This window comes from Pseudomonas knackmussii B13 (assembly GCF_000689415.1).
In the GTDB taxonomy this organism is placed as follows: Bacteria; Pseudomonadota; Gammaproteobacteria; order Pseudomonadales; family Pseudomonadaceae; genus Pseudomonas; species Pseudomonas knackmussii.
Window position 1 is genome coordinate 2,464,593 of sequence record NZ_HG322950.1, and the last position, 12,011, is coordinate 2,476,603.

Here is a 12,011-nt window from a genome sequence, read left to right on the forward strand (position 1 = left end):
CGCGGCCATCGATGCCGTCGATACCTCACGCAAGCCGCGCGCTTCGTGGGCTGTGACCGAACGCAGGAGGGGGAACAGCGGGTATCGGGAGTGGCGATGCCAGGCATGGCCAATGGCGATTTTTCCGGGTGCCCGGCGCGAGGCGAGGATGCGCGCGCCTATCAACCCAAGAGGAATGCCCAATGAGTGAAATTCGCGACCAACTGCTGGCCCTGGAACAGGAACGCCAGCGCGCCCTGGTGGAAGAAGACCACGCCCGCCTCGACACCCTGTTCGCCGACGACCTGCTGTACGTCCACACCACCGGCCTGGTGCAGGACAAGGCGCAATACCTGGAGTACGCCCGCAACGCCGTGCGCTACCTGGCGGTAGAACGCGGTGAACTGCAAGTGCGCCTGTTCGGCGACGGCCTGGCGCTGATGAGCGGCCCGCAGTGCAACCTGCTGCAGAAGCGCGGCGGCGGCGAACCGGTGCGCGCCGAGGGCTTTGCCACGCAGCTGTGGGTGAAGGAGGAGGACGGCTGGCGCATAGCGTCCTTCCACGGCACTCGCGCGCCGGCGTAAACGTCGCGGTGCCGGGATCTCGTCCGTGGGAATCCCGGCACCCGTGTCTGCGATCAACGCCATTCCCTCTCCCCAACCCTCTCCCGCAAGCGGGAGAGGGGGCTGTTCGGCGTGAGTGGAACGTTCGAAGTCACCCCGTAGGAGCGGATCTCATCCGCGAGAATCCCCCGCGCCAATTCCACCCTGTAGGAGCGGGCTATGCCGGCGATTCGCGGACAAGGTCCGCTCCTACGCAGTCCCGTCTTCCCCGCGAACGCGGGGATCCAGAGAACGGATTTGCAGCCCGGCACGATGGCGGATAACCCCTTCGGGGTTATTCACCCTACAGGCTTGGCATTCGTGCCGTGCGGTTCGCGAGCAAGCTCGCTCCTACGAAAAGCAGGTCTTCCAGAGGAACATCCGCGCGCACCGGACCGCCCCTTGCAGGAGGCCGAGCTAAGCCCACGCAGAGGAGGTTGCGCGACATGGATGTCGCAAAAGCCCCGATCAGCACAGGGACGTGCTGTCGGGGCGGGCCTCCGGGTGCGTGGGTATGTGCGAGGGAAGTCCGGCTCCGCCGGACCCGTATGTCGGGGCAAGCGCTTTGGTTACTTTCTGGCGTTTGAGAAAGTGACTCGCCCGAGGGGGCGAAACAAGAAACATCCGAACACGCCGAAGCGGCGCGCTACACCCAAACAGGAGACTGGGTCCCCGCGTTCGCGGGGGCGACGTGAAGGGAGAATGCGGTGCATGACTGTAGGAGCGGACCTTGTCCGCGAAAAAGATCGCGGATGAATCCGCTCCTACAAGGGGAGAGCCGTGCCCTGAGGTTCGCGAGCAAGCTCGCTCCTACGACAGCACGGCTGCGCAAAAGAAAACGGCGACGGGCCTCAGCTTCCCGTCGCCGTGAAGGCGGGGCCACAACCCCGCAGGAGCGGGCGCCGGCGTGACTCGGCGCCTTGAGCGTCAGGCGGTGCGGCCGCCGAGGGTTTCGGCTACCCAGTCGGCTATGTACTGGCCGGCGTTGATGCTGTTGTCGAAGCTGGAGTGCTGCACGCCGCCTTCGCGGTCGGTGAAGATCTTAAGTTCGCGTTTCGGGCTGTTCACCAGTTGCTCGTAGGTGCGGTGGGCCCACTTGAGGGGGATCTGCGAGTCCTTCTCGCCGTGGGTCACCAGGAAGGGCACCTTGATGCGGTCGAGCACGCCGTCGAGGTGGACCTGTTCGGCGATGGTCATGAATTCGTCCATGTCCTTCGCGCCCCATACCCATTGCACGTGGGCCCAGTAGTGCGGCACCGGGAAGTTGCCTTCCTTTTCCAGGCGGCGCTTCTGTACGTCGCGCCAGTCGTGGTTCGCGCCCCAGACCACGCCGCAGGCGAAGCGCGGCTCGAAGGCCACTGCGCGCGGGCAGTAGTAGCCGCCGAGGGATACGCCTTCCAGGCCGATGCGCTTGGCGTCGATTTCGGCACGGGTCTCCAGCCAGTCGACCACGCGGCTGGCCCAGTGCTCGCTGTCGTAGCGCGCGGTCAGGCCGTGCAGGCGCAGGGCTTCGCCGGTGCCGGGCTGGTCGATGATCAGCGAGGACACGCCGCGCTTCGCCAGCCAGGCGGGCAGGCCGACGCGGTATTTCATTTCCTTGGTCGAATCCAGGCCGTTGACCTGCACCAGGATCGGCGCCGGGCCTTCGACGCCTTCGGCGCGCACGTAGAGGCCGGAAATGTGCTTGCCTTCGTAGGGAATCTCGACGCGCTCGCAGTTCTCCTTCGACAGCGCGATGCCGCGCGCGAAGGTTTGCAGGAAGCGCTGGTACAGGGCCTCGCGGCCCGGCGCGCCGTGGGCTTGCAGGCGTTCGCAGGTGAGGTAGTAGGTGGCGGCGCGGTTGTACTTCTCGCCGGCCGAGAACAGGCGGCCGGCGGCTTCGTCTTCCTCGGCCAGGCCGCAGAGCTTGTCGGCCATCTTCGACCAGGTCTCGCGGAAGGCCTGGGTGCCGGCGGCGTCGGGCTGCTTGGCGGCCTCCTGCAGCGGCGCGCACATTTCCTCGATCTCGCCCAGGCGGGCGCCCATCTCGATGGCGAGGTCCACCGAGAGGTTCCAGACGTAGTTGGTGGGGAAGTAGCGGAACATTTCTTCTTGTCCTTTTCCGTGCGTGACTGCGGCGCCCGATGGAACTGCACAGGCAAGGGGGCGCGGTTGCTCAGCACGTTAGGGAGCGCGAAGAAGCTTGGCCAATCGTGAGTGGGGATGCGAGGTATCGCGAATCGCGATGCAGGGACGCGCAGGCAGCACGAAGACACGGACGCCGGGCGGCGCCCGTGTGCGGGGAGGGTGGCGGGTTCAGCCTTCCAGGGACTCGGTGCCCAGCTCGTTCCAGACTTCCTCGGCCAGGTGGAAGGTCGCATTGGCCGCCGGGATGCCGCAGTAGATGGCGCTCTGCAGCAGCACTTCCTTGATCTCCTCGCGGCTCACACCGTTGTTGCGCGCGGCTCGCAGGTGCAGCTTCAGCTCGCCCTCGCGGTTCATGCCGATGAGCATGGCGATGGTGATCAGGCTGCGGGTGTGGCGCGGCAGGCCGGGGCGGGTCCAGATGTCGCCCCAGGCGTGGCGGGTGATCATTTCCTGGAATTCTTCGTTGAAGGCGGTGCGGTTCTGCAGGCTACGGTCGACGTGGGCGTCGCCCAGCACCGCGCGGCGGACCTGCATGCCGGCTTCGTAGCGTTCTTTCTCGTCCATTGTCTTCTCTCTTGAAAAAGCGCCGCCGGGGCGTGGACCGGCGACGAAAAAAGGATGCGCCTCAGCCGAGGCGCGCGTGTTCTTCCAGGGCGCGTTCGACCCAGCGGCGGCACTGGCCGAGGTAATGCGCCGGGTCCAGCAGTTGGTCGAGTTCGGCTTCGCTCAGCTGCGCACGGACCTTGGCGTTGCCGCCCAGTACCTGGCGCAGGTGCGCGCTTTCGGCGACCGCCTGGCGGCAGCATTGCTCGACCAGGTGATGCGCGGCGTCGCGGCCGATGCGGCGGGCGAGGGCGATGCTCACCGCTTCGGCCAGTACCAGGCCGCGAGTCAGGTCGAGGTTGCGGGCCATGCGTTCGGCGTCCACTTCCAGGCCCGGTACGACCAGCAGCGCCTGCTGCAACGCGCCGGAAACCAGGCAGCACAGCTCCGGCAGGCTCTCCCATTCGGCGTGCCACAGGCCGAGGCTGCGCTCGTGTTCCTGGGGCATGGCACCAAGCATCGTGGCGACCAGGCCTGGCGCGCGGGTGGCTGCGCCGATCAATACGGCGGCGGCCACCGGATTGCGCTTGTGCGGCATGGTCGAGGAGCCGCCTTTGCCCGGGGCCGAAGGCTCGAAGACTTCGCCGGCCTCGGTCTGCATCAGCAGGCTGAGGTCGCGGCCGAGCTTGCCCAGGCTGCCGGCCACCAGGCCGAGCCAGCCGGCGAACTCGACGAGGCGGTCGCGCTGGGTGTGCCAGGGCTGGTCGGGCAGTTGCAGGCGCAGTTCCTCGGCCAACGCTTCGGCCACGGCGAAACCTTCGTCGCCCAGCGCCGCGAGGCTGCCGGAGGCGCCGCCGAACTGCAGGCTCAGCAGGCGCGGCTTGAGTTCGGCCAGGCGCTGCCGGTGGCGGGTGATCGCCCCCAGCCAGCCGGCGATCTTCATGCCGAGGGTGACCGGCGTGGCGTGCTGCAGCCAGGTGCGCCCGGCCATGGGCGTGGCCGCGTGCAGCCAGGCTTGTTCGGCCAGGGCCGTGGCGAGGCGCGCAAGGTCGTCTTCCAGCAGGCCGACGGCGGCGCGCAGTTGCAGCACCAGGCCGCTGTCCATGGCGTCCTGGCTGGTGGCGCCGAAGTGTACGTAGCGCTCGGCCTCGGCGTCGCTCGCGGCGACCTGCCGGCCCAGCGCCTTGGCCATGGGGATGGCCGAGTTGCCGGCGCTGCAGATGGCCGTGGCGAGGGCGTCGAAGTCGTACAGCTCGGCGCGGCAGGCGGCCTCGATGGGCGCCACGGCGCTCGCCGGGATCACCCCGGCGCGGGCCTCGGCGCGGGCCAGGCCGGCCTCGAAGTCGAGCATGCCCTGCAGGCGCGCGCGGTCGCAGAACAGCTCGCGCATGGCCGGCTGGGTGAAGTAGGCGTCGAACAGTCGGTTGCTCGGTGTGCTCATGGACCCTCCGGGGGCGGGCTCAGAAGTCGAAGAACACGGTTTCGCCTTCACCCTGGATGCGGATGTCGAAACGATAGGCCAGTTGGCCGTTCACTTCGCAGCGCTTGGCCACCAGGGTCTCGCGGCGCGGCGGCTGCTCGATCAGGTTGAGCACCGGGTCCTTGGCGTTGGCCGCGGCCTCGTCCTCGAAGTACAGACGGGTCTGCAGGTGGATGTTGATGCCACGGGCGAACAGCGACACGTTGATGTGCGGCGCCTGGTCCTGGCCGGCGGCGTTCTTCACCACGCCGGGCTTGATGGTCTTCAGCGTCCACTCGCCGGCATCGAAGGTGGTGGCGGTGCGGCCGAAGCCGTTGAACGGACGCTCCAGGTCGTAGCGGCTGTCGTACTTGCCTTCGTGGTCGGCCTGCCAGAACTCCAGGAAGGAGTCGCGCACCAGGTGGCCGTTGCCGTCATAGACGTGGCCGATCAGCAGGATGTGTTCGCCGGGGGCGTTGGGCTTGGCCATTTCGTTCCAGATTTCCAGGTCGCGGCTCGGGTTGCCGGCGGCGGCCAGGGCCAGGCCGATGTGGACGTACGGGCCGGCGGTCTGCGAGGGGGTTTCGGGGAGCAGTTGAACGGGCATGACGAACCTCCTCAGCGGTTTTCGAAGTGGGTCTGGCGCTGGCCGCGCAGGACGATGTCGAAGCGGTAGGCGAGGCAGTCCATGGGGTTGGCCATGCCCATGTCCAGGCGCGCGATCAGCGTCTGCACGGCTTCGGGGTTGGCGATCGACTTGACGATCGGGCACATCGGGATCAGCGGGTCACCCTCGAAGTACAGCTGGGTGATCAGGCGGGTGGCGATCGACGGGCCGCTGATGGAGAAGTGGATGTGCGCCGGACGCCAGTCGTTCGGGCCGTTGCGCCACGGGTAGGGGCCGGGCTTGATGGTGCGGAAGACGTAGCGGCCTTCGTTGTCGGTCAGCGCGCGGCCGCCCCCGCCGAAGTTCGGGTCCAGCGGCGCCAGGTAGCGGTCGTTCTTGTGGCGGTAGCGGCCGCCGGCGTTGGCTTGCCACATCTCCACCAGGGTGTTGGGCACGGGCTTGCCGTACTGGTCGACGACGCGGCCGTGAACCAGGATGCGCTCGCCGATGGGCAGGGCGCCGGTGTTGAAGTTGAGCAGCAGGTCGTTGTCGTGCTCGCCGAACTTCAGGTGCGAGAAGTCCGGACCGGTGGTTTCCGAGATCGACTGCGGGATGCTCACCAGCGCCTGCCGCGGCGAGCGGGCGATGGAGGTCTTGTAGTCGGGGGTGAGGGCTTTGGGATGCCAGTTGCGGTCACGGATGACGAAACGGCTGTTGTCCACTTCGGACATGGCGGTCTCCTGTTGTTGGAGTTATCGAAACCTGTAGGAACGTTCAGGCAGTGACCGCAGTTTCCGTCGTCTCCGTCTGTATGAAAATTGAAAAGGCGTCGTCTATCCATAACTGAATGGTTATGGATAGGCACCCTCACGGTACTCCCGGCCGACCTCGCGCAGCACCTCCTGGCACCAGTGCGCGCCGAGGGAGAGCGGCAGCGAGGCATTGCTGCAGATGCCCACCGAACCGCCGGCCTCCTGCAGTTGCGGCGCCAGTTCGGCCAGCTCGCCCTTGCGCAGGGCGGCGCGCACCGCGTCGGTCGGTGCCACCCAGACCGCGTCGCTGTCATCGACGTAGCGCCGGCTCAGGCTCAGCGACAGGGTTTCCAGGCGCCGCTGCGGCAGGCGCAGGCCGTGCTCGACGAAGAGGCTGTCGATGCGCTTGCGGATGGTGGTGCCGGCGGTCGGCAGCACCATCGGGAAGTCTTCCAGAGCGGCAGTGTCGAACGGCTTGTCGAGCAGCGGATGGCCGGCACGCACCACCAGGGTCAGGGGTTCGTTGTACAGGTGCTCGAAGGTCAGGCCCTGGATCTGCGGGCTGTCGGTCATGCGCCCGACCACCAGGTCCAGCTCGCCGACGCGCAGCTGCGAAAGCAGGTGCGCGCTGGGCCCGGTGACCACGCTGACCACCAGCGCCGAGTGCCGCTCATGCAGGCGCCGCACCACCTCCGGGAGGAAGGCGCCTTCGACGGTCGAGAGCACGCCCAGGCGCGCGCTGCTGGCCTGGTACTCGCCGCCGCGCAGGCTTTCCACGCCCTCGCGCAGGGCCTGCACGCAAGGCCCGGCGTAGCGCAGGAAGGCCATGCCGGCCTCGGTCAGCACGGCGCCGCCCTTGCCGCGTTCGAAGAGTTGTGCGGCGAGGACTTCCTCCAGCTCCTTGAGCGTCTTGGACACCGCCGGCTGGCTCACCGCCAGGCGGGCGGCGGCGCGCGCCCGGCTGCCCTGGCGGGCCACCTCGAGGAAGCACTGCAGGTGGCGGAACTTGATGCGTGAGTCGATGTTCATCGGTTTTCCCGGAAGGCCTTGGGCGATTGCCCGGTGCCGCGCTTGAAGAAGCGCGAGAAATAGGCGGGCTCGGAGAAGCCCAGCTGGTCGGAGACCTCCTGCACCGTCATGCCGGTGTAGACCAGGTTGCGCTTGGCCTCCAGCAGCAGGCGCTGGTTGATCAGCTGCAACGCCGAAACCCCGGCCAGGCGCCGGCACAGGGCGTTCAGGTGTGCCGTGCTGATGCCCAGGCGCTGGGCGTAGCGCTCGATCGGCAGATGTTCGCGGAAGTGCGCCTCGACCAGCCGGCGGAACGCCTGCAGGTGCTCGCGGCCGCGATCCAGCGCTGGGCCGGCGGCATGGCTGGCTTGCAGGTGGCGGCGGCTGAGCCAGACGAGCAGGGCACTCACCAGCGAGCGCAGCATCAGCTCGCGGCCCGGTTCGTGGCGCGCGTATTCGCGGTCGATGGATTCGAAAAGGGTGCTCAGGTAGCGCTCGTCCTCGCCCGCCGCATAGCACTGCGACTCCTCCAGCACCGGGCTGTCGAGCAGGCGCGCCAATTCCTCGGCGAACGGCTGGGCCAGGCTCAGCACGTAGCCGTCGATCTGCGCGGTGAAGCGGAAACCATGCACGGACAGGGGCGGGGAGACCTGCAACGTCGCCTCGCGCACATGGGTGACGACGCCTTCCACCTCCAGCTCGGCTTCGCCGCTGCGCACATAGAGCAGTTGCACCAGGTCGGCGTGGCGATGCGGGCGAATTTCCCAGTCGTACAGGCTGCTGCGCGAGGGAATCGACTCGCAATGGATGGGGTCGGGCGTCGGCCAGGCGTGGGTCTCGCCGTACAGCTGGAACACCGGAACCGGATTCGGAGCGGACGTCTTGTGCATCTATAGGGCGCCGAGGCTATCCACGAAAAGTCCATGCAATCTGTTGGATATTGCCTTCTGTGGCGCGATTCATCCACCAAAAATGCAGGAGTCAAACAACAACAGCGTCGCCATGGGCGTGCCTTCGACAAAGCCCGGCGCGCGACAATGAGGACAACAACAATGAAAACCCAGGTCGCCATCATCGGCGCCGGTCCGTCCGGCCTGCTCCTCGGCCAGCTGCTGCAGCGCGCCGGTATCGACAACGTCATCCTCGAACGCCAGACCCCCGACTACGTGCTCGGCCGCATCCGCGCCGGGGTGCTCGAACAGGGCACCATGGACCTGCTGCGCGAAGCCGGCGCCAGCCAGCGCATGGACGCCGAAGGGCTGGTCCACGACGGCTTCGAGCTGGTGCTCGATGGCCGCCGCGAGCGCATCGACCTCAAGCGCCACAGCGGCGGCAAGACGGTGATGGTCTACGGCCAGACCGAAGTCACCCGCGACCTCATGCAGGCGCGCGAGGCCAGCGGCGGCCTGAGCTTCTACGAAACGAGCGACGTGCAGTTGCATGACGTGCAGGGCGAGAAACCCTACGTCACCTTCAGCAAGGACGGCGAGTCCGTGCGCCTGGATTGCGACTACATCGCCGGCTGCGACGGCTTCCACGGTGTGTCGCGGCAGAGCATCCCGGCGGACAAGCTGAAGACCTACGAGCGCGTCTACCCGTTCGGCTGGCTCGGCCTGCTCAGCGACACCCCGCCGGTCAACCACGAGCTGATCTACGCCAGCAGCGAGCGCGGCTTCAGCCTCAGCAGCATGCGTTCGAACACCCGCAGCCGTTACTACCTGCAGGTCGGTCTGGACGAGAAGGTCGAGGACTGGTCCGACGAACGCTTCTGGGACGAACTCAAGCGCCGCCTGCCCGAAGACGCCGCCGCGCGCCTGGTCACCGGCCCGTCGCTGGAGAAGAGCATCGCGCCGCTGCGCAGCTTCGTGGTCGAGCCGCTGCAGTTCGGCCGGCTGTTCCTGGTCGGCGACGCCGGGCACATAGTCCCGCCCACCGGCGCCAAGGGCCTGAACCTCGCGGCCAGCGACGTGAACAGCCTCTACCGGATTCTCGTGAAGGTGTATGGCGAGGGGCGCGTCGACCTGCTGGAGCGCTACTCGGAACTGGCCCTGCGACGCATCTGGAAGGCCGAGCGCTTCTCCTGGTGGATGACCAGCATGCTGCACCGCTTCCCCGACAGCGACGCCTTCACCCGCAAGATGCTCGACACCGAGCTGGCCTATTACCTGGAGTCCGAGGCCGGGCGCACCTGCATCGCCGAGAACTACGTCGGCCTGCCGTTCGAAGAAGTCGCCTGAGCCCGCTGTGCGCGCGGTGCAATACCGCGCGCACGGGCTTCAGGCCATGGCCGCTGCCGGCTCGGCGGCTTCCGCCGGGCGGTCCAGGCGCTGGATGAAGGCGCTGATGCGCTCGCGCAGCCAGCGGTGCATGGGGTCGCCGTCCATGCTGCGGTGCCAGAGCATGTATTCGCGCATCACCGGGATCTGCACCGGCGGCGGCAACATGCGCAGCGGCAGGTACTGCGCGTAGAGCTCGGCGAGGCGGCGGTGCATGGTGGCCACGCGCTGGGTGCCGACCAGCAGCTGGGGCAGGGTGTTGAAGTCGTTGGTGATCACTTCCAGGCGGCGGTTGAAACCGTACTGGCTCATGAACCAGTCCTCGATGCTCAGGTGCCGGTTGCGCCCGAAGCCCACCGAGATGTGGCCCATCTGCATGTACTGCTCAAGGGTCAGGCTGTCGCCGACCAGGGCGTTGTCGCGCCAGACCACGCAGACATGCTCTTCCTCGAACAGCAACTGCGCCGGGTGGCCTTCGATGATGTAGCGCTCGGGTACGATCATCAGGTCGATCTCGCCGCGCATCAGCAGCTCGGCGCTGTTGTCGCCGGGGCTGAGCATCTCGAAGGTGATGTGCGGCGCCTCCTGGTGGATGCGCTGGATCACCTGGGCGAAGAGCACGCTGATCAGGTAGTCGGAAGTGATCAGGCGGAAGTGGCGCTTGCTGCTGGCCGGGTCGAACACCGGCTTGGCGGTGATCGACGAGCGAATCGTCAGCAGCACCTCGCGCACCGGCTTGGCCAGTTCGAGCGCGTAGGGGGTGGGCTGCATCTTGCGCCCGACCTGCACCAGCAGCTCGTCCTCGAAGAAGGTGCGCAGGCGGCCCAGCACGCCGCTGGTGGCCGATTGGGTCATGTGCAGGCGTTCGGCGGCGCGGGTGATGTTCTGCTCTTCGAGCAGCACATCCAGCGCCACCAGCAGATTCAAATCCAGGTGGTGGAAGCGCATGGCGATGGCTCAGGCTTGTTGTAGTTATTTTCGCGATACCTTCCTGCCGCACTCCCGATACGTCAACCCCATCGCCACGCCAGTGGGCGGCAATCGCCCGGCGTAGTGGCTGCGCCGCCAGGTATCGCGATTGCCGATGCCTCGCATCCCCACTCGCGATTAGTCAGCGAATCCTCGCCGCTCCACTCTGCGCCCCAGTCGAGCAGCCCCGCGCTGCAGTGACTCACCACCGGCAGCCGTCCCACGGCGCCCAAGCATAATTTCAATGGAGTGGTAGCCATGAACATCCTTGGCCTCGACGCCCTGGTCTTCGGCGTCGACGATATCCAGGCCTGTGCCGATTGCCTGCGCGACTACGGCCTCACGGCCGTGCAACTCGACGAGAACGGCGGGCGCTTCGAAGCGCTCGACGGCACCGCCATCGTCATCCGCCGCGGCGACGATGCGAGCCTGCCGAAAGCCCTCGGCCAGACCCCGTCGCTGCGCGAGACCGTCTATGGCGTGGCCGCCTCCGACGACCTCGACGCCATCGCCGACGAGCTGGGCCGCGACCGCGAAGTGCGCCGCGATGCCGAAGGCGTGCTGCACAGCGTCGACGACCTGGGCTTCGCCATCGCCTTCCAGGTCAGCTGCCGCCGCCCGTTCAGCGCGCCAGCCGACCTGACCAACGCCCCCGGCAGCGCGCCGCAGCGCCCGCTCAACCAGCTGGGCATCACCCCTGACATGCCGGCCGTGCCGCGCACCCTGTCCCACGTCGTGTACTTCGTGCCCGATGCCGCCAAGGGCGAGGCGTTCTACCGCGACCGCCTGGGCTTCGTCACCACCGACAGCTTCATCGGCGTCGGCCCCTTCATGCGCACCGCCGGCATGGACGACCACCACTGCCTGTTCATGATCCAGACCCCGCCGCACATGCAGGGCTGCGAGCACTTCACCTTCCACATGGGCAGCGGCACCGAGGTGCTGCTGGCCGGCCGGCGCTTCGAGCAGAAGGGCTGGACCAGCTTCTGGGGCCCCGGCCGCCACCTGCTGGGCTCCAACTGGTTCTGGTACTTCAACAGCCCGCTGGGCTGCCACATCGAGTACGACGCCGACATGGACAAGCACGACGACGCCTGGGCCGCGCGCCAGGCGCCGATGTCGGCGGACAACTCGCAACTCTTCCTCTTCACCTCGCGCGAGAAGTGGGCGCCGGGCGGCCCGCCGCCGAAGCAGGGCTGAGCCATGGACGAGTGCGCGGCGCTGTGCCGTGCCGAGGATGTGGAAGAGGGCCAGGCGCGTGGATTCGACCCGCAGGGACGCGGGCGCGACAGCCTGTTCGCCCTGCGTCACCAGGGGCAGCTGCGGCTCTACCGCAACAGCTGTCCGCACCTGGACGTGCGCATGGAGTACCGCAAGGACCGCTTCCTCTCGGTCGATGGCCAGCGCATCCGCTGCTACGCCCACGGCGCCGAGTTCCTCCCCGACAGCGGGTTGTGCGTCTACGGCCCGTGCCTGGGCGAGTCGCTGCGGGCGCTGGAGTACCGGGTGGAGGACGGCTGGCTGCTAGTGCCGCTGGCGCAACTGGCGCCCTGAGGTATCGCGCGGCGCGATAGGTCGCATCCGAGGACTCGATTAGTCAAATCCCGGCGCCGCCGGGAAGCTGTGCCCAGGCACAGGAAACGGCCGCCCGCACAGCGGAGCGGACAACAAGAACAAGACGTGAGAGAT

At 67.5% G+C, this 12,011-nt stretch carries 12 protein-coding genes; 4 read left to right on the plus strand and 8 right to left on the minus strand.

All coding sequences use genetic code 11. The features are described from left to right. Positions 1-182: 182 nt before the first annotated feature. The gene (locus tag PKB_RS11640) at positions 183-563 is read left to right on the plus strand and encodes a nuclear transport factor 2 family protein (RefSeq protein WP_043251882.1); all 381 of its coding nucleotides are present in this window, start codon (positions 183-185) and stop codon (positions 561-563) included. 945 nt (positions 564-1,508) lie between these two features. Here PKB_RS11640 and PKB_RS11645 read toward each other — a convergent pair. The 7 genes from PKB_RS11645 to PKB_RS11675 form a co-directional block, all read right to left on the minus strand. Beyond that, entirely contained in the window at positions 1,509-2,666 is a 1,158-nt protein-coding gene (locus PKB_RS11645) for an alpha/beta hydrolase family protein (protein ID WP_043251885.1), read from the minus strand. Between the two features lie 210 nt (positions 2,667-2,876). After that, entirely contained in the window at positions 2,877-3,272 is a 396-nt protein-coding gene (pcaC, locus tag PKB_RS11650) for a 4-carboxymuconolactone decarboxylase (protein ID WP_043251887.1), read from the minus strand. A 61-nt stretch (positions 3,273-3,333) separates the two neighbouring features. Then, positions 3,334-4,692 (minus strand): 3-carboxy-cis,cis-muconate cycloisomerase, encoded by a 1,359-nt coding sequence (locus PKB_RS11655; RefSeq protein ID WP_043251889.1) that lies wholly within the window; start codon positions 4,690-4,692, stop codon positions 3,334-3,336. A gap of 19 nt (positions 4,693-4,711) precedes the next feature. Then, entirely contained in the window at positions 4,712-5,317 is a 606-nt protein-coding gene (pcaG, locus tag PKB_RS11660) for a protocatechuate 3,4-dioxygenase subunit alpha (protein ID WP_043251891.1), read from the minus strand. 11 nt (positions 5,318-5,328) lie between these two features. Further along, the gene (gene pcaH, locus PKB_RS11665) at positions 5,329-6,048 is read right to left on the minus strand and encodes a protocatechuate 3,4-dioxygenase subunit beta (RefSeq protein ID WP_043251894.1); all 720 of its coding nucleotides are present in this window, start codon (positions 6,046-6,048) and stop codon (positions 5,329-5,331) included. A 120-nt stretch (positions 6,049-6,168) separates the two neighbouring features. Continuing rightward, entirely contained in the window at positions 6,169-7,098 is a 930-nt protein-coding gene (pcaQ, locus tag PKB_RS11670; protein ID WP_043251896.1) for a pca operon transcription factor PcaQ, read from the minus strand. Beyond that, positions 7,095-7,967, minus strand: coding sequence for a helix-turn-helix domain-containing protein (locus PKB_RS11675; protein ID WP_043251899.1), 873 nt, complete (start codon positions 7,965-7,967; stop codon positions 7,095-7,097). The genes pcaQ and PKB_RS11675 overlap by 4 nt, the downstream gene beginning before the upstream one ends. Positions 7,968-8,129: 162 nt before the next feature. Here PKB_RS11675 and pobA point away from each other — a divergent pair, with 162 nt between their 5' ends. Next, the gene (gene pobA, locus PKB_RS11680; protein ID WP_043251902.1) at positions 8,130-9,314 is read left to right on the plus strand and encodes a 4-hydroxybenzoate 3-monooxygenase; all 1,185 of its coding nucleotides are present in this window, start codon (positions 8,130-8,132) and stop codon (positions 9,312-9,314) included. A 39-nt stretch (positions 9,315-9,353) separates the two neighbouring features. Here the strand turns inward: pobA and PKB_RS11685 are convergent, their stop codons facing one another. Next, positions 9,354-10,301 carry a LysR family transcriptional regulator gene (locus PKB_RS11685; protein WP_043251904.1) on the minus strand — a complete coding sequence of 316 codons (948 nt, stop codon included), beginning with the start codon at positions 10,299-10,301 and terminating at the stop codon, positions 9,354-9,356. A gap of 279 nt (positions 10,302-10,580) precedes the next feature. Between PKB_RS11685 and PKB_RS11690 the strand changes: the two genes are divergently transcribed. Together PKB_RS11690 and PKB_RS11695 are read left to right on the plus strand one after the other, a co-directional pair. Beyond that, positions 10,581-11,522 carry a VOC family protein gene (locus PKB_RS11690; RefSeq protein ID WP_043251905.1) on the plus strand — a complete coding sequence of 314 codons (942 nt, stop codon included), beginning with the start codon at positions 10,581-10,583 and terminating at the stop codon, positions 11,520-11,522. A gap of 3 nt (positions 11,523-11,525) precedes the next feature. Then, positions 11,526-11,876 (plus strand): Rieske (2Fe-2S) protein, encoded by a 351-nt coding sequence (locus PKB_RS11695; RefSeq protein ID WP_043251907.1) that lies wholly within the window; start codon positions 11,526-11,528, stop codon positions 11,874-11,876. Positions 11,877-12,011 lie beyond the last annotated feature (135 nt).

Excerpts from the sequence above, each read along its gene's own strand:
- PKB_RS11640 (WP_043251882.1), top strand. The coding sequence starts at position 183 with ATGAGTGAAATTCGCGACCAACTGCTGGCCCTGGAACAGGAACGCCAG.
- PKB_RS11645 (WP_043251885.1), bottom strand. The coding sequence starts at position 2,666 with ATGTTCCGCTACTTCCCCACCAACTACGTCTGGAACCTCTCGGTGGAC.
- pcaC (WP_043251887.1), bottom strand. The coding sequence starts at position 3,272 with ATGGACGAGAAAGAACGCTACGAAGCCGGCATGCAGGTCCGCCGCGCG.
- PKB_RS11655 (WP_043251889.1), bottom strand. The coding sequence starts at position 4,692 with ATGAGCACACCGAGCAACCGACTGTTCGACGCCTACTTCACCCAGCCG.
- pcaG (WP_043251891.1), bottom strand. The coding sequence starts at position 5,317 with ATGCCCGTTCAACTGCTCCCCGAAACCCCCTCGCAGACCGCCGGCCCG.
- pcaH (WP_043251894.1), bottom strand. The coding sequence starts at position 6,048 with ATGTCCGAAGTGGACAACAGCCGTTTCGTCATCCGTGACCGCAACTGG.
- pcaQ (WP_043251896.1), bottom strand. The coding sequence starts at position 7,098 with ATGAACATCGACTCACGCATCAAGTTCCGCCACCTGCAGTGCTTCCTC.
- PKB_RS11675 (WP_043251899.1), bottom strand. The coding sequence starts at position 7,967 with ATGCACAAGACGTCCGCTCCGAATCCGGTTCCGGTGTTCCAGCTGTAC.
- pobA (WP_043251902.1), top strand. The coding sequence starts at position 8,130 with ATGAAAACCCAGGTCGCCATCATCGGCGCCGGTCCGTCCGGCCTGCTC.
- PKB_RS11685 (WP_043251904.1), bottom strand. The coding sequence starts at position 10,301 with ATGCGCTTCCACCACCTGGATTTGAATCTGCTGGTGGCGCTGGATGTG.
- PKB_RS11690 (WP_043251905.1), top strand. The coding sequence starts at position 10,581 with ATGAACATCCTTGGCCTCGACGCCCTGGTCTTCGGCGTCGACGATATC.
- PKB_RS11695 (WP_043251907.1), top strand. The coding sequence starts at position 11,526 with ATGGACGAGTGCGCGGCGCTGTGCCGTGCCGAGGATGTGGAAGAGGGC.